General features: G+C 52.7%; 18 protein-coding genes. 8 read left to right on the top strand and 10 right to left on the bottom strand.

Annotated elements, in window-relative coordinates; genetic code table 11:
• Positions 1-47: 47 nt before the first annotated feature.
• From OEG84_RS16750 to OEG84_RS16730, 5 genes are all read left to right on the top strand, one after another.
• Positions 48-527, top strand: coding sequence for a hypothetical protein (locus tag OEG84_RS16750; protein ID WP_267654807.1), 480 nt, complete (start codon positions 48-50; stop codon positions 525-527).
• Positions 527-2,620, top strand: coding sequence for an AAA family ATPase (locus OEG84_RS16745; RefSeq protein WP_267656221.1), 2,094 nt, complete (start codon positions 527-529; stop codon positions 2,618-2,620). The genes OEG84_RS16750 and OEG84_RS16745 overlap by 1 nt, the downstream gene beginning before the upstream one ends.
• The gene (locus OEG84_RS16740; RefSeq protein WP_267654806.1) at positions 2,613-3,389 is read left to right on the top strand and encodes an FtsH/Yme1/Tma family ATP-dependent metallopeptidase; all 777 of its coding nucleotides are present in this window, start codon (positions 2,613-2,615) and stop codon (positions 3,387-3,389) included. Before OEG84_RS16745 ends, OEG84_RS16740 begins: the two co-directional genes overlap by 8 nt.
• A 298-nt stretch (positions 3,390-3,687) precedes the next feature.
• Positions 3,688-3,915, top strand: coding sequence for a hypothetical protein (locus OEG84_RS16735; protein WP_267654805.1), 228 nt, complete (start codon positions 3,688-3,690; stop codon positions 3,913-3,915).
• 432 nt (positions 3,916-4,347) lie between these two features.
• Entirely contained in the window at positions 4,348-4,686 is a 339-nt protein-coding gene (locus tag OEG84_RS16730; protein WP_267654804.1) for a hypothetical protein, read from the top strand.
• Positions 4,687-5,019: 333 nt separating this feature from the next.
• Here OEG84_RS16730 and OEG84_RS16725 read toward each other — a convergent pair whose 3' ends face one another.
• The 3 genes from OEG84_RS16725 to OEG84_RS16715 form a co-directional block, all read right to left on the bottom strand.
• Positions 5,020-5,313, bottom strand: a complete 294-nt coding sequence (locus tag OEG84_RS16725; protein WP_267654803.1) for a hypothetical protein — start codon at positions 5,311-5,313, stop codon at positions 5,020-5,022.
• Between the two features lie 448 nt (positions 5,314-5,761).
• Entirely contained in the window at positions 5,762-7,009 is a 1,248-nt protein-coding gene (locus OEG84_RS16720) for a hypothetical protein (RefSeq protein WP_267654802.1), read from the bottom strand.
• Between the two features lie 146 nt (positions 7,010-7,155).
• Positions 7,156-7,584, bottom strand: coding sequence for a hypothetical protein (locus OEG84_RS16715; protein ID WP_267654801.1), 429 nt, complete (start codon positions 7,582-7,584; stop codon positions 7,156-7,158).
• Between the two features lie 500 nt (positions 7,585-8,084).
• Here OEG84_RS16715 and tnpC point away from each other — a divergent pair, with 500 nt between their 5' ends.
• Both tnpC and OEG84_RS16705 read left to right on the top strand, forming a co-directional pair.
• A complete protein-coding gene (tnpC, locus tag OEG84_RS16710; RefSeq protein WP_267651873.1) occupies positions 8,085-9,362 on the top strand; it encodes an IS66 family transposase in 1,278 nt (425 codons plus the stop codon).
• A gap of 140 nt (positions 9,363-9,502) precedes the next feature.
• Positions 9,503-9,955 (top strand): hypothetical protein, encoded by a 453-nt coding sequence (locus OEG84_RS16705; protein WP_267654800.1) that lies wholly within the window; start codon positions 9,503-9,505, stop codon positions 9,953-9,955.
• Between the two features lie 242 nt (positions 9,956-10,197).
• Here OEG84_RS16705 and OEG84_RS16700 read toward each other — a convergent pair whose 3' ends face one another.
• Positions 10,198-10,791, bottom strand: coding sequence for a hypothetical protein (locus OEG84_RS16700; RefSeq protein WP_267654799.1), 594 nt, complete (start codon positions 10,789-10,791; stop codon positions 10,198-10,200).
• Positions 10,792-10,869: 78 nt separating this feature from the next.
• Complete coding sequence (locus tag OEG84_RS16695; RefSeq protein WP_267654798.1) at positions 10,870-11,694, bottom strand: DUF2846 domain-containing protein; 825 nt, start codon at positions 11,692-11,694, stop codon at positions 10,870-10,872.
• A 602-nt stretch (positions 11,695-12,296) separates the two neighbouring features.
• On the opposite strand from OEG84_RS16695, the gene OEG84_RS16690 reads away from it, so the two are divergent.
• Positions 12,297-13,895 carry an ATP-binding response regulator gene (locus OEG84_RS16690; RefSeq protein WP_267654797.1) on the top strand — a complete coding sequence of 533 codons (1,599 nt, stop codon included), beginning with the start codon at positions 12,297-12,299 and terminating at the stop codon, positions 13,893-13,895.
• Positions 13,896-13,899: 4 nt separating this feature from the next.
• Here the strand turns inward: OEG84_RS16690 and OEG84_RS16685 are convergent, their stop codons facing one another.
• The 5 genes from OEG84_RS16685 to istB form a co-directional block, all read right to left on the bottom strand.
• Entirely contained in the window at positions 13,900-14,538 is a 639-nt protein-coding gene (locus tag OEG84_RS16685; RefSeq protein ID WP_267654796.1) for a response regulator, read from the bottom strand.
• Between the two features lie 132 nt (positions 14,539-14,670).
• Positions 14,671-14,967 (bottom strand): hypothetical protein, encoded by a 297-nt coding sequence (locus OEG84_RS16680; RefSeq protein WP_267654795.1) that lies wholly within the window; start codon positions 14,965-14,967, stop codon positions 14,671-14,673.
• Between the two features lie 48 nt (positions 14,968-15,015).
• On the bottom strand, positions 15,016-15,465 hold the full coding sequence (locus tag OEG84_RS16675; RefSeq protein ID WP_267654794.1) for a hypothetical protein: 450 nt from the start codon (positions 15,463-15,465) through the stop codon (positions 15,016-15,018).
• Between the two features lie 51 nt (positions 15,466-15,516).
• Positions 15,517-16,032, bottom strand: a complete 516-nt coding sequence (locus OEG84_RS16670) for a hypothetical protein (RefSeq protein ID WP_267654793.1) — start codon at positions 16,030-16,032, stop codon at positions 15,517-15,519.
• A 131-nt stretch (positions 16,033-16,163) separates the two neighbouring features.
• Entirely contained in the window at positions 16,164-16,922 is a 759-nt protein-coding gene (gene istB, locus OEG84_RS16665; RefSeq protein WP_267652424.1) for an IS21-like element helper ATPase IstB, read from the bottom strand.
• Between the last annotated feature and the right edge of the window lie 4 nt (positions 16,923-16,926).

Genomic DNA, 16,926 nt, shown 5'->3' with positions numbered 1-16,926 from the left:
TCACGACACCCGCCGATCCCAACGATCCGGCGCAGGAGAAATCTGTCATGCGTAAATCCGATCCCACCACCAAAAGCAATGTCATCGCGTTTCCAAAGCAGCAGCGGAAGCATCCTTCCGCTACCTCGGTCCACCCTCAAAGACCTCTTACGCGCAAGCCTAAGCGGCGGCAGAGCAAACCCTCACCCGAGTTCCGACCTCCGCTTCACGCAAGTACGGGAGATGACGTACTGCATCGACATCGCCAGCGAATTGAAATCCTGACGATGAAGGGCAACCCGACGCCTGAGCTGATCGATGAGATGGCTCCAGGTCTTGTCCGCAACATCCTTCGCCGCGCCGGACCAGATTATACCGGCAAGGCCGAGCTAACCAAACATCTAAAGCGGCGGCTTGATCTGATGTGCCGCTTCAAGCATCCCGCGGCCCTCATCCTGAAAGACTGGCTTGATGGAAACAGACGGTTCCTGCCAGCCAACATCCAGACAATCGCGGAGTATTCCACATGCGCCGAGGAGCAAAAGTGATGAGCAAGATCAACAAACGCGTCTCCAAATATCTCATTGCTCGACTGAAGCGCGCCGCTCGGCTTAAATCCTTTGGGCAGGCCATGGACGCTGGCATTCTCGAAAGTCAGCCGCTCGCCGAAACTGAGCACGGCGGGGTGGTCTGGAACCTCGCCGCGGAAATGGCAGTGCTGATTTCCGGTGATGTCGATCAGGACCGGAAACTGGTCCAATCGCTTTTGGAGGCATCCTCACGAAACAGGAAGCAAATCGAGAGACGGATCGAATCTGGCGAGTTCGATGCATTCAATTTGGATGAAGAAAACGGCGCTGATGAAACTGTTGGCGCATCCGCCAAGTCTGCTGGAAACGCTTCGGGACATTCCGACACGCTGCCTGAAGCTGGCGGTGAAAGTGAGCCGCCCGCAAACCTGACGTCCAAATCAGGTGGCCCAGTTCCTGGAGAGGGTAAGGCGGCCAATTTGTCCTCTCAGAAAATGGCGGCACTTAGGGGTTATGTTCTTTCGATTGTTGCAGGCTTTGCGCCGGCACCCAAGGTTCCGGAAGTTGCTGCAGCACTACTTCTAGCAAGGGCAATCGAGCGGGATGAGCACGGCCTTGACCGACTGCTCTCGATCATGAAACGAAGGAAATCGATTGTTGCTGTCCAGGTCCCAGTCAGGGATTTCGAACGACACTTCGGCTGTCTTCTCGAAGACGGCTTGCCGTTGCCGTTTCATGTGTCGCTTGAACCGATAGCAGAAGGCCCAACGTTGACTGGCCGCTTCAAAGCACTTGCGGATACAACGCCACGGAAATCCTTCAGCTGTTTCGGGAGCGCTTCGCTAAAGCGGTATGATGATGATGACGAACTTCGCACGATCGTATCGAAGCGGGTTCTCACGGCGTTCAAACCGCTCATCATTTGCGACGAGCGTGATCAGCCCCTACCGGCTCGGCTTGTCGCTGTCGCGGACATGGTGATCTCGGGAAGCGGAATTGATGCCAGCCTGATCGCAGATGTGCTTGCAATCTGCCACAACATCCCGATCACTCGGACTTGGTTCCTCATGACGGAACTCGATTTCGAGCCCGGTCATCTCGGCATTGATGATCTCGCGATTGCAATTCGCCCTGGACGGTCACCGACCAAAATCATGGCAATCCTGACGACGCTTGAAGCCGAAAACCGCGCCATGGCAGAAGCAAAGGAGGACGAAGAAAAGGAGGGCCGATTAGGCGCTTTGCTAAAACGCTCTGATGCAAAGAAGCGCGAGAAATATTCGGGCTGCTTCGACATCATCGAGCCAGACAAAGAACTGACTGCGCCAGAATCAGGCAAGGGGCAGACGGCGAAACAATCTGCCAAACCGACGTCCGGAAAGGATCACCTCTTCGTTGAAAGATTGGCCGGTTATGGTGATGCACAGCAATGGGCGCTTGATCTCAAGCTCGACCTTGAAGCATTCGGTAACAAGGAAGTCGGCTGGCCCGATCTCAGCTCACGGCTGCTGTTATCCGGGCCGCCCGGCACGGGCAAGACAACATTCGCAAAGGCACTCTGCAACACGCTTCAGGTTCCGCTGATCGCGACGTCGGTTGCGAGATGGCTGGAAGCGTCGAATCTTGGCGATGTTCTGGCAGCGATGAATGCAACATTCAAACATGCCACTCGCAGTGCACCTTGCATCCTGTTCATCGATGAAGTCGACAACATCGGAAACCGCGGCAGCAGTGACCGACCATATGATGATTACTGGTCGAGCCTCGTAAACCGCGTGTTGGAATTGCTGGATGGAGCGGCAAAAACGGAAGGCGTCATTGTCGTTGGAGCAACCAACCGGCCAGACAAGATTGATCCTGCACTTTTGCGTTCAGGCCGTCTTGAAAAGCACATCATCATCCCACAACCCGATACCGCTGCCTTGGTAAAAATCATTGCGCATCACTTAGGAAGTGACCTCGACTCGGTCTTGAACAGCAGTGAGATGGGCAGGTCGACCGGTCGCAACAGTTCGGCGGAGACTTTGCTTGCACAGACCAACACCACCATTGCCGGCAACGGCAGTGATCAACTCCACGACAGCAAGGAAGGAGTGCTCATCAATGGATAATTCTCATCTCTTGGCTGCAGCGCCCGATGTGAACCCGGTACTCCTGCCTTTGGCGCTGGCTGCTGCTGGTAGCACAGGTGCAGACATCGAGCGTCTGATCCGTGAGGCTCGTCAGAAAGCTCGCCGTGAAAAAAGGCAGCTCACTTACAGCGACATCCACGCAGCGCTTACCGCGGGCCAGGCAGCTATGCCACCAGACCTCGTCTGGCGCATCGCTGTCCACGAAGCAGGCCACGCGCTGGCGTGGACTGCGTTCGACATCGCAACCGTCTTTACTGTGACCGTTGGAAATGGGTCTGGCGGCTATGTCGAAAGCGAAATGCGACAGGGTGTTGTCCAAACTCAATCTTGGTTCAATCAGATGATTGCTTGTGTACTCGCTGGACAAGCAGCAGAAAAGCTCATCTTTGGCGAAGCTGGTGTTGGCGCTGGCGGTAGTGAAAGGTCTGACCTTGCACGAGCGACCAAGTTTGCGACTGACTCTGAAACGAACATCGGGTTCGGCAGGGTTCAGCCATTGCTCTATCGATCATTGGAAGAACAGCCCTCCATGCTTTCCCTTGATCGACAGCTTGCGCAGCATGTTCATGACCGGCTTGAGGCCGCAGAGAGGATGGCTCTCGAACTGCTGTCCCAGCATCAGGATGCATTGTTGGCACTGGCAACCCGCCTTGCAGAAGCAAAGACGTTGGATGGCGGCGAAGTGAGAGCACTGCTTGTTCAAGAAATGAATGCCGCCGCAACCGGCTCCAAAAAAGCGGCGCCCTGAAACTGCGATTCAGAATTCGGCTTCCGCGTTACCAAACCCGGCGCCCGCGATTCCCAGGTCGGCCTTTGCGATTCTCAATACTGAAACGGCGATTCCGACCCAGGATTCGCCGTTTCGGAAATCAGTCCCTGCGTTGCCAAATTCAGCCTTGGCGGATCCGATCTCAGCGCAGCCGTTTCCAACCCAGGAATCTGCGATTCACGTCAGACGATCAGCGGCCTTCACGGTCATGATTTGCGTTAAGGCGTGAATCAGCTAACCAAGAGCCAGGGCGGGCCCTCTTTCAGGAAGGCTCATTATGACAAAAAGACATAAGCGGAAACCGGAACTCACTTCGGCACAGATTGATGACCTCGTCGCCTGGACGACAGACATGCATAAAGACTTGGTCCCTCTGCTTTGCGACCTCAAGCCCCAGAGCGCACACTACAATGCTGTCGTTGACCTGAGCGATGCGCTGGCACGGACAATCCGAAAGGTCTCGGGCGATGAACCCAAATGGATGCAGCCCCGCATCAGCCGTTGACGCCAACGGTAATTCAGGCCCGTGGATTCTGGTAACGGCAAGTTGCGGCGGCGTGCTTGGAGATTGTTGGCGCTTCCAACGCTCCATGCACTCAAAGGCGGCTGCAGGGAATTCAGCAAACAGCGCGCCGCAATTTGATATCCATTGAAGCAACGTGCAGGTGACCCGATTCAAGTCATCGCGACGCCAGCTCAATCCGCAATGACGTGCGGGCAACTCGAAACAAGTCAGCTCAATTTATCCTGCCGCGATTCTGGACTCGGTCTTGCCGATTCGAAGCCGGGAAACCGCGATTCCTCTTTGCACGCCGTTTGTGGCAGTGGGGTTGGTGACCTCGAAACCAAGCCGCGGCCCCCCCTTCCAGATTGTCAACATTGGGAGGCAAACGGCGTTTGTTCCTTGCATCGCCGGCCATCAGACTGGGTTTCCACGATGAACAGGGAGATCAGGATGACAAGAAAAACAAATGGGGACAGAAATGCCAAGCAGCGTGCCCGCCAGCAGAGAGTGAGAGATGAGGCCCGTTTTCGCTGTCGGCCGTCGCGAGATGATCTGGCCCGCATGCTGCTGTGGAAAATGATCATGAGTGCCGAGAAGCACCATCTAGGACAACGCCAGGCGCTGGACCGGTTGCGCGATGAGATAGTTGATGGCCTTGAGCTTCAGGGGTTTGATGTTCGTGAAAGCGAAGATGTCTTCGAAGAACTTGCTGCACGTTACGCCGATGGTCTCTTTCCATTCCGTCCTAAGCGGCATCTGAAGCCTGCCTGAACCGCCATGTTCAGTGCCGTTTTTCAAACGCCGTTTAATCAATCATATTCGCTTTCCCCCCATTACTTCCGATCACGGCGTTTGCGGAGGAATCGCAGCAGCATTGCTCAACTTTCCTGAAACAAGCTTGCTGGCAATACATATTGAATGATGGCAATGGTAGTTGACGATCTCCTCTCGTAGGCGACATCAGATAACATGAATGTGGACACAACATTCAGTGGTGAGGAACGCCAGTTAGACGTCTGATCGCTGGATAATCGAATGTTTATGGCCCGCGTTTTCTGGGCAGGACATATATTTAGCTGTGGTCTTGGCGCTTGTGCCAAGGTTTTATGGACATACGCCTTCTTCCGGGCAGGCATTGCCACCGCAGCAAGTATCTACGCCGTGAACACAAGCCATTTTGGCATCGTTGCAGATATTAATCACATCAGTTTTTTCTTCTCCTGTTTCAAGATTGATGAGTGCAGGAGACATCATTGCAATCTCCACAATCTTCGAATTTGAACCAGCCAGAGCAATATTTGGTCCAGCAATGAAAGCTATTGAAAAAATGGCGGCAAGAATCACTTTTTGCATTTGATTTCCCTTTTCTAGATTGGGCGCAATCATGGAAATTTGCATGCACCTATTTCCAGTATGCGCTCTCCTCACTCCATTAAGCCGTGCCGATGAAACCAAAAAATGTCAGACGCTACAACTAGGACACATGTACTAGCAAAAAATTTGGTGACCTTCCCTCGCTCGGTTGCTCAACCATTTTTCGACAATGCGTAAATCCGGCCACCAAAATATACAAAGACACAACATCGTTCTCACCAAAAACGCCAAGCGGCATCCTTGGTTTGAACTCGACCTAGACCTCCGGTCCATTGAAAGACGGTTCCGTCCATATTTCTGACATTTGTCGGATTTTATTGCGCGGCGGCCCAGACATTTGTCCACAACTCCGTTCACGTCTTTATGGCAGGTCTCGATTGAAACCCAGGCATTAATGAAACAGAGGTTTTGAGGCAGAAGCTGCCGATCGGTTCTCTAAATGAGATGGAAGGAAAATTGTTGACAAAGCCGATTAATAGCTCTCGCAGTGACTTGCCATTGCCCTTTTTGCTTCAGAGGTGCCGCGAGCAGAAAAACTGGCAATTTCCTGGCCCGATTGATTGGTGATCATCATATGCCCGGCAGCGGCAAAGCCCTTTAGAAAAGCCGCGCTTGGTTGGAATTGACCGGTCCACGCTCTGTCGGGGCCAAAATACCACATTCTGACGGGGTAGTTGGGAGACACTCTGTCACTCGACACGAAAACAATATTGAGCACCATTTCAGTGTCGTCTTCTCTGCTCAACAGCTGGATATTCTCCCCAATGAGCAATGCATGCGTTTGGTCAGAGTCCTGCGAACATCTCAGGGAAAAGCTATTGTCGTCCTGTGTTATCTTTGAATATGCATATTTTTTCCCCCGGCTGTCTTTACCGGCATTCGTTTTCCATGAAATCTGGTTTTGCGACAAATCTGCAGATGCGCCATCACCTTCTTCCGGCATGCTCCAGGGCATGAACTCAACATAAACGGGAACGCCGGGGGAAAATGTGACGTCCTGCTTGTTCCAATCGAACCGCATGGCATTTGCCATCCGGCCATTCAGATCATTGCAATAGTGTTGATAAATTGCAGGTTCGGGGACGACGATCATGTCGGAGCCGCTGCAAACCGCGTTGATCATTTCCGTTTTCAGTGCCAGATAGGCGCCAATTGTCGTTCCCGTTTTAGGGAGCTCGTAATAGACGCGGGCTCCAATCGTGGTCAGGGACATCCGGTCCTCAGGCGTCTGAGCTACCCTGATGAAATCACGAGGCCTGACGGGTTCGAAGACAGAATCCGTTACGTTCAACCAACTTTCTTTTCGCTTGCGAAAAAACAGGAGTGCATGGGTGGCCGGAACTCCCTCATCAAATATCGACTGGGATATTCCAACTAGTGGATCGCCATTTTCCAGCCGCCACAGAACCACCTGAATTTCTTCGGCACCGCCGCCGGTCCCTTCGTCCACAATCCTGATGTAACCATTACGTTTATCAACTTCGATCGGCAAATACTCGTCCCAAGCCGAAGCCTTGACGACCCATTTTCCGCTTCTTTTCTCGATCCTGTACTCCAATTGCGAACTGGCCATTTCCCGCAGCTCGGAATAAAATTGAAGGATATCATCCTTCGCTTCCACAGCACCGACATTGGTACTGCAGACAGAGAACAGAGCAATCAAGCAAAGCACAAGTTGCCTTGCTGAGCTACGAGACGATGAGAAGAACCTGAATTGCATTTGAAGAGAAAACCTGTCCGAAAATTGAATTTGCCATTCCCGGCAACACCAGATGCACTTGGAAATTTTGATGTCGTATCGCGGGACCTGGTATCCGGCTTCAGAAACTCGCTTCTGCGTGCCTTGCTGCCGATCAGGAATCCCTATTAGTCAGGAACCGAACTGCATTGAATTTTCATCGGAGGTTTGTGACATCCACGCGGCCACCAGTAGTTGATTTGTCCGGAGTAAAACGTGCCACACAAGTCCTGGCCGTTGCAGTTGCATTGAGCGCTTGAGTAGCAAACCGGCTGTGAATTGTTTGGCACCCAGCCTGTCGTAAAGCTGCCGCCGACCTGATCCCAACGTGATTTGTACGTTTGCGCCGAAATCTCGATGTCCGGTTGATGTGGATTGGGCTCTGCGGCGATCACTGAGATCGACGGAAAATCTGTGTGTATGGTTCGCTGATTTTCAGCCTGGTCAAGCAAGGAACCCGATCCATTGGTTTCAGCCAGACCGGCTCCCGAAGTGAGGCACAACAGTGCTCCTGCAAGAAAAGTGACTATTTGTAGAGAGCTTCTTTTGTCAGTCATAGATCAATCCTGAAAAATGTTCGGTTGTCATGCGTCAACATTGGAGCCGAAAGCAGATCACAGGCAATTGGTACAGATGTACCATGTCGCAAGCTCGCGAACGGGATTTTCATCTATGCTTCGCCGCACTTAACCGTCTCGATCGGAGACGCCGGATGAGCGGCTACGGTCTGGCTGGCGATTGTCGGAGGCTGTCGAAATCCGGGTATTCAAGGGGTCGGCGTAACTGTCGCCCCAACGCGGAGCAGTTTGAGCCATCCGCTGATTGAACCAAAGGAGATCGGTTTCCACCTCCCCAAAAAGCTCTTTCCGCGATCAGAGCCTGGTTCCTGTGGTTGCAAAGCAGACAAAGTCCGCGGCGCATGAAGACGACATTCATGCCTCGGCTGCTTTGCTAGCCTGTACATCTGTACATGTAGACACCCAAGCCCGAATTTCGCTAGTTTCCAGTAATTACCCACCCCCTTGCCATGCACCACAATGTCTGAATCCATGATGATATGGATCGGACTGATTTGCAGCAGCTGAGCAAGGACGAATTGATCGAGATGGTGCTTCGGCTCCAACGGCCTTCCAAGGATTCTCGGACGTCTTCCAAGCCGCCCTCGACGGACAAGAAAGAGAAACGCGTCAACTCACGACCGGGTGGAGCCAAGCCCGGGCATGAACCCCACAATAGGGTGCTGGCGGATTTTGCCGACATGTTTCGCGATCATGAACCGACCGCCTGCAAGAGATGCGGCCATGCGTTTTCCGGTGATGATACGATGGTGCTGGCCGGGGCCTATGACGAGATCGATATTCCTGCGATCCGTCCTCATGTCACCCGGCATCGGCGTTTTTCCTGTCATTGCCCGCAATGCGGCACGACAACAAAAGCCACCGCACCTGCCGTGGCAACCGCAACGCCGTTCGGGCCAGGCATTCACGCGCTGGCGATCTACCTCAAGAGTTTCCATGCATTGTCTTACGAACGCCTGAGCGGTGTGTTCATGGATATCTTCGGCCTTAATGTGAGCGAGGGCGCGATCATGAACATGTTTTCCCGCTCCCGTCCGAGCTTCCAGGCCACAGCACAGGCCGCCAAGGCCAGCCTTCGAGCCGCCCGCGTTGTCGCCAGCGACGAAACCGGTGTGCGTATCGAGGGCACAAATGCCCAACACTGGGTTTTTCATTGCAAGGATGCTGTTGTCCACCAGCCCGATTACTCCCGTGCAGCACGGGTCGTTCACGAGACCATGGGCGGCCATGTCCCCGAGGTATGGATATCTGATCGGTATTCAGCCCAGCAATCTCACGGCCATCGACATCAAACCTGCCTTGCACATTTGGCGCGTGATACAGCCTTTGCGCTGGAACATGGCGAGGATGATCTCCCTCTTCGCTTCCAGCTTTGGTTTGGCCGTGTGTTTGATTTCGCCAGAGCCATAAGCACATTCGCTGCGTCTACCGTCGCAAGCAAGAAGCGCAAATTCGATAAACAGCTTGCCGGGCTTCTATGCGCCCCGACTTCGTGCGACCTGGCCCAAAAGCTCCAGGCCAAGATCGGGCGGGCCCGCGATCAGCTGCTGACGTTTTGCGACTATCCCGGAGAAGTCGATGTCACCAACAACACATCTGAGCGAAAGCTCCGTCCATGGGTCATTCAGCGAAAGGTGACAAACGGATATCGCGCCATGTGGGCCGCCCAAGCAGAGGCGGATGTACGCACGACCATCGACACCGCCCGCCTCAAAGGCGCAAACCCCTTCCAGGTCATCGCATCCGTCCTGGCATAGGCCGGTAGAAGAACCGGAAATCACGAATTCGGGGGTGGGTAATTACAGTTTCCATTTTGAAAACGCAACAAGTCTGTTTGCAATATGCAGAAATCTTGTAGGTATTTCAGAATGTTATTCGTTTATTGGAGGCTTTCATAATGCGTTTTTGGCTCGCTGCGTTTATATTTCTGTGTGTGAACAATAGTGCCGCGTTTGCTCAGGGCTGTGTCGATTATGACATCTATGATGCCGGCAAGACATATCCAGGCGCCCGGTTCATTGTGAACTATTTGGCCGACATCCAGGAGCAGGATCTTTACAACTCCAAAGGGGTGGGGTTGTCGAATGCGGAACAGATCCTGCGTCAGGATCGCGCCAATGTTCACAAATTCAAAACCGGCAGCGAGATGGATAGTCATGACAGTTTTTTCGGTAAACCAGCAAACCGCGCGCTGCTGGAGACCGGTCAGCTCGTAACTTATTGCAACATTAATCTCACCGCACTCAAACGCCAGATTTCGCAGGGCCGAGTTCCCGGCTTGCTTGACGTGATGGTGTTCAAGATGCTTGGCACGGGACGCTATACGGTGTTCATCAATGTTGTTGGCTAACAGGGATTTTGCCTGCGTAGAAATCCATTAAAGCGGCGCGGGAACCTGTTTTGGCCAAGCCGCTTCTTTCCCGACATAAAGCGATTGGGCACTGACGCCCAATGACTTCAAGACCATTCGCAACCTGGCAGTCGCGCTCAGCTAGGCTGTCGTGATTGAAATTGTTACCAAAATGACTGTGCTCATGATGGCTCTCATGCCTCTGAATCGAGGGAGAACGTGCCTGCGAATCCAAGGGCTATTCATTCACTGTCTGTCGCAGGCTGGTTGCGCTCTCGGTTGGCCCGCTGGTTCTCCTTGAAAGGAAACAGCCAAAACCCAAATGCCGATACGAGACACAATACTGATGGAAAAACCAATACGATTATTGCAACGAAGAATATGGATGTAGCAATTATTGCAAATGTAACGGGCATTACAGCGAAGAATATATCAAGTCCAAGGTATTTGGAAACAAGAATGGATGTGACTAGTTGAGCGGACACGAGCAAAAGAAAGACACAAAATTCCCCGTCACAAATAGCCATATCCATTTTGCTTATGAAAATGCTCGCAGTCACGGCTACCATGGACGCGACTAGAAAATGGAATGCCGCACGGCCGGAAGCATTGCGCAGAAAGAGCGCGCCGCAATACAGCGCGAGATAGGCAACAATTATTGCTGAGGTAAACATGAGTTCAGAAGGCATGGTGATGTTCCCTTGGTGGAGCCCGTCTCTGAGAAAACTGCGCAAATCATCGGCGCCGGCGGAGCGGCAAACGCCAAGGGACGTCTTTGATGGCGCAGCCTGGAACGCCCGCTTTTGCCTTGCGCCAGATTGCTCGGCCTGCCCCATAAGGTGATCCGGGATTGATGTGGTCGGAATGAGTTTCGCTATTGAGTAGGCGGAAAGATGCGCTCACCCTGTCTGCCTCTATCCGCGCACACCCCCGGTCGACGTTGCCCCCTTGAGTTCGAAATTCTCCCCCTCAAGCAGTTTCTTGATCTTGATCCACGCCTTTGATGCCATGCCGGGCGGCGGCGCGGCTTTTGGGGCATCTGGTATTTGATAAGACATCTTCTCGGTGATCTTGATGAGCCCGCCACGAATGATTATGTTCGCTCTCGAGTCCTCTTCCACATTGACCTTGTCGCCAACGTACAACGGGGAGCCTGGTCTGGCCGGCAATGTCCTGATTCCCCGCTCAATAAACACCCTTCCGATGACGGAGCTGATATTGCCTTCGGATTTGACCACTGAGCCTCTGTATTCGTTGATAACTTTCACAAGCGAATATTTTGCGATTTCAGCGCTGGCTTTTGCCGCCGGTACTTGCCTGATCTTGACCTTCGAGGTGTAGATTGAATCCGGACCATGCTTCAAATAATAGGTGCGGCCGGCATCGGCGTTCAGCTCAAATTGCTCCACCCCTTCGGAATAGATACCGAGATGGGATTCCGGCGTGAGCGTTTTTATCCCGGCATTTGTCTTGATGGCTATAAACGATCCGTTTTTCAGTGCGCCAATTTTGGTTCCATTGTACTGAACTGGCCATGCTGTCGCGGAGCCGACAAATCCGCCTTCGCGGTAAATCAGCAGGAACACCTCGTCGCCATTGAGGCTTTCAGCCCGTTGAGTGCTAGCCGCAACAATCGTTCTCTGTTCACCGCTTCCTCGTGTCGAGACAGCGCTGGAGGATTCCCACGTTGACGAACACCCAGATGCAATGAACAGAAGAATTAGAAACAGGTATTTCATGAAATTTGCTATTTCTTCAGTTCACATACCACGGAATTATTTCCTGAGTTTTGGCGAATGCCAATGTATCCTCGATATTGCCAGGTCTCTTTTGCCTTTTTAAGTGCATATGAATTCGAATAGAAATCCGTGTTGCAGTACCGTCCAAATCCAACGCAACCGCTCTGTATTCCATTGCAACGGGTATCTGTGTACAGGCCTTGCACATTTCCGGCATGATCACTGAAGTAAAAGGGTGCGCTTGTGCCTGCCAGGCTGGCGGTCGACAAAGCGCACAACAATGCTCCGCCCAGGAAAGTCAGTTTTTTAATTGAGTTTTGATTTCCAACCATTTTCGCTTCCAATCATTGCTTATTGCCAAGGTGGCTGAAAGCTAGATGCGAGAGACGGGCTGTTGCAATTGGGACAGATGTACTAGTGCGCCAGCTCTTCTGCCGGGCTAGGTTAGGGCGTGTTTATTAGGATAGACGTCGTATGAAAACGCTGTTTCCCGGTGACGTTGACTTCCAGGCGGACCGCGCCCGCTTGTTTGCGCGTGCGCCCGCCAAGATTTTTTTGGCCACATTGCTTCAGCAAGCGTACTCATCTATCTCGCCTGGGATGTGCTGGCGCTGCACTGGCTTGCACTGTGGGGCGTTTGGGAAATTCTGGTGACGCCAACTCTGCTCTACGTTCTCGGCAAACAAGCTGAAAACCCGACGAGCCGGGAGCTCAATCTGGATCGTTGGCAGAACAAACTGCACGCGCTTTTTGCCCTTGTTGGCACCAGTTGGGGTACGTTTCTCTTTTTCGGGCTGGACGTTCAAAACCCGGCGCATTTTTCCATCCAGATGGCAATCGTGGCGGGGGCTTCAGCCGCTGCCGCTCGCTCCCTGGGCATATTCAAGTTCTCGTTCTTTTTCTACGAAATCCCCTTTACCGGGCTACTCGCCATCCGGATTTTCATGATCGGCGGCGATTTTGTTCTGCTGGGGGTTCTCGTCCTCATCTTCGCTGTCATGATGTGTGGATTGGCCAACGACACCAGCGAGGAGTTGTCCGAGTATCTGGCGACCAAACTCGAAAATCTCGATCTGGCAGATAAATATCTCGCTGCTGCAAAGAAGGCGGATATAGCCAATGCCGCCAAGACCCAGTTTCTGGCGCAGGCAAATCACGACTTGCGTCAGCCAATACATGCCATCGGGCTTCTTACCGAGTGCTTGCGGGATCAAAAACTCGATGCCGACGGGGAAGATGTTCTGGATACAATTGATCTGTCCATCGACAATCTTTCCAATTTGTTCAAATCCCTTCTCAATGTCACTTCACTGGATTCCGGCGGCCTGAAACCCGACCTGACAACTTTTTCTCTGGATGAAGTGCTGCGCCAAACCGTGCGGCAAGCGCTGCCTGAAGCAGAAGAGCATGGTGGTACCATAAAGCTGGTCGGCACTTCGATCAGTGTGAAAACCGACAAGGCCCTTCTGTCTTCGATACTCCAGAACCTGGTTTTCAATGCTGTCAAATACGCCCCGGGAGCCAAGATACTTCTCGGTGCAAGGGTCAGAAATGGCGCGGCGAGTGTTCATGTTCTCGATCAGGGAATTGGCGTGCCGGATCATCTCCAGGAAGCGATTTTTAACGAGTTTGTTCGCGGCAATCCGCACGGTCCGGGCCGCAGGGATGGGCTGGGTTTGGGGTTGTCGATTGTATCGCGGACGGCGCGCCTTCTGGGTCTGGATGTGGATTTCAGGTCGACAGAGGGTGTCGGTACCCATGTCGCCATTGAGGGACTTCGCGTTTCGTCCCGACCAATTCAAGAACAAGCTGTTGCCGTTTCCAGTGAGGTTTTCAAAAAGCCCAACAAGACTGTGCTGATCATCGACGACAATCCTCAGGTGATGAAGGCAATGAAGAACCTTCTCCAGAATTGGGGCTATGACGTGGAGACCAGGACTCCCATGTCGGAATTTCCAGCACGCTTTGACGTGCTGCTTATGGACTATCACCTCAATACCCCGAAAAACGGCATCGAGCTTGCAAGAGAAATTAATCAGAGAGCCCCGGTGCCTACCGCAATTATCAGCGGCACCATCACCGACCAGATCGAGGGATTTGCAAAACAGGAGGGATTCTGGACACTCCACAAGCCTGTGTCGCCAATGCAACTGCGATCTGTCCTATTGGCAATGACAGCCAACTACGCCGACGCAAGCTGATGAGTTATATCAAGCCATACAAAACGGCCAATGCCGATGCGGCCGAGCGAGTGGATACACCCAGTGACTTGAACACTGCGGAAATATGTGCGCGCACGGTAAAGGGAGAAATCCCCAATTCGCGCGCAATTTCCTTGTTTGTTTTTCCCTGGCCCAATCCGACGAGCACATCGATGTGCCGTTGCGGGAGGTTCGGGATAATGCTTTGTCCGATCGAATCATCGCCATCCAGACAGACAACAATTTCACCCTCGACGACTTTGTTGATGGAAAGCATAATTTCGTCGGCGGAGACGGATTTCGAGATGAAACCGTTTGCCCCCGCCGCGATCATTTCGTCCGCAACCGTCTTGTCGTCAGTCATTGAAATAACAACCAAAGCTGACCCAGGATATGCCTTGCGCAAATCAGCAACAGTTTCCGCACCCTTGAAGCCGGGGAACACCAGATCAAGCAGCATCATGATCGGAGCTTCGTCTTTCTGCGCCTCTAACAACAAGGATTCCGTGTCCGTCACCTCGACAAGAGACGCCGTAATTACGCGCTGAATGATACGTCGCAAACCTTCACGGAATAGCGGGTGATCGTCAGCAATAATAATCCTGCCGACCAATGCTTTACCCCCGAATTCCCAAACCATCATGAATCAGCAGTACGTTATAAATGAGTGGCGCTCAAGAGACCGAAAACCGGATGCGCTGGACACACCGTCTTAAGTGATCAGAGAAATTCGCTTCAACCTGGATACCATTAAAACCAGAAAATCTCAGAGGGCTCACACATGCTTCAAATCCTGTGCAATTTGGTCGTACCGGGTCTCGGCACCCTGTTTATGCGGAAGCCGGTTGTCGGGACCATTCAGTTGCTGCTGCTGGCTTGCGCGTTGGTGCTCGCGGCAACCGTTTTTCTTGTATTTTTCGGAATTGTCGTTTGGTTTATTGATTTGATCTGGGCGCTTGGAGTTGGCATTTTTTGGTATAGGCAGGCGCGCAAGAAATAGGCAAGACCGCAACAGTCTCCCGGACTCTCCAAAACAATGGCGGATCGTGACGGCGGTGAAGTCAGCACCCATCGTCAAATTTTGTAGGGGATCCTGAGTGCTTGGAACTTTGAGTTTGGCTCAGAAATAGGTGAAATTGATATAACCAATCAGCGCTGCACCACCCAAGACGCAAATTATGAAGATGAGTGGTGCGATCAAGCCGGCAAAATACCCAAGGCTCTCTATCCAGAGAATTGGTCTTCTGGCGATGTGGGCATTTGCAGGGTCAACAGGCGTCTGAACCGGTTCACCATGCTTGAGCAACGGATTCCGGAAATGCTTCATGAGTGGAGTAAGCGTAAACCAGAAATAGATGAGGCCGACTACGCCATATAGCGATAAAGCGATAAATCCGGGAGAGCCGCTGCCTCTGAAGAGAACCCACCCCCAAAACCCAAGTGCCAGAATTCCAACCGTTGTCGCGACACCTATGCTGGCAGCAGGCGTGATGTCGACTTCAGCATCACAATTTCCGCACTTGTAATGAACAATCGAATTGTAAATCTGCATCTTGCGCGAAACCGGCATCAGATTGGGTTGGTGGCATTGTGCACATCGTCTGATTTTGGATATTTCCACTCACTTCGCTCCAAGTTTGCAGTGTTTGCGGATCGCGGCAACTCCAATAGCCCTGCCCTTAGTCCCAAAAGTGTAGGCAAGCTCACCATCCTGATTCAAGATGTCCAGACGATGCGACGCCGCTAAAGCATCAAGCTCGGATTTGCCGGCATTGATCGAACCAAACCAGGCCTGATCTCCCTGACCGCCGTCAAAATAGTTGGCGCCCAGACGCTCTCGATAAGAGGTGCCTCCGGACAAGATGAAGCGGAGGGATAAACTGGCGTCCGCGTCATCTTGCGCATATAATCTTGGGAGCGAGATTGCGAAAAGCTTTATACCAAGACGATTGTCTTCCCAATCATTTCCATCGCAGTAAAATTCGAATGCGAATTCATGCATCTCAGTCCGCATATTTGCGAATGCCAGACCATTTGCGTTTTTGCCGGAGATAGTTGTCCATTCATTGGCATCGACTTTCCTAGTGGCTGACGTCGCCATAACAATTGATACCAATATCACCACAATTTTTCGCATATGGCTTCGCCGCATTTGATCCTGTGCGCATTCCGGAGTATCCGGCCGGCCATTCCGATAACATCCGGCCACCTAAACCGGGGTATCCGGCCACCCTTATATAGCGGCTGCGAGGCCTGATGATTTGGTTATCAGGATTGGATGCTTTCGTCACCTGTTCCGAGTTTGGTTTTCCTCATGCTCTGGCCGTCGAGTTCGACGCGATAGGCGTTGTGTACGAGGCGATCGAGAATGGCATCGGCGAAGGTGGGTTCCCCGATCACGTCATGCCAGGTGTCGATGGGCAATTGGCTTGTGATCAAGGTTGATCCAACCTCGTATCTGTCCTCGACTATTTCCATAAGGTCACGACGCTGACTGGCATTGAGGCGATCCGGTCCCCAGTCGTCCAGGATTAGCAGTTGAGTTTTGGTAAGGGCCTTGAACAGACGCGGAAAGCGTCCGTCACCATGGGCCAGTTCCAATTCATCAAAGAGACGTGGCATGCGCTTGTACAGCACAGTGATACCGTCTCGGCAGGCGGCTTGCGCCAGAGCGCAGGCCAACCATGTTTTGCCAACGCCGCAGGGGCCAGTGATCATCAGGTTGCGCTTGTCCTTGATCCAGCGCCCGGTCAGCATCTGCTGGAACATGGCTTTGTCGAGGCCGCGCCGCGACTTGTAATCCACGTCCTCCGGCGAGGCACCGACGTGGCGCAGTTTTGCTGTACGCATGCGGCTTTCAAATCGCCTCGTCTCACGACTGGCGGTCTCTCGATCAATGAGCAGCCCAAGCCATTCAGCGTGGCTAAGCCCGGCTGTGCCGTCCTGTTTTTGCATCTCGGCAAAGGCTTCTGCCATGCCGTCGAGCCTGAGTGTTTTGAGCTGATCCAGCGTTGGGTGATCAAGCATTCTC

Source organism: Hoeflea algicola (assembly GCF_026619415.1).
In the GTDB taxonomy this organism is placed as follows: domain Bacteria; phylum Pseudomonadota; class Alphaproteobacteria; order Rhizobiales; family Rhizobiaceae; genus Hoeflea; species Hoeflea algicola.
Note: the sequence above shows the minus strand (reverse complement) of the source record. Positions and strands in the feature narration are given on the sequence as shown.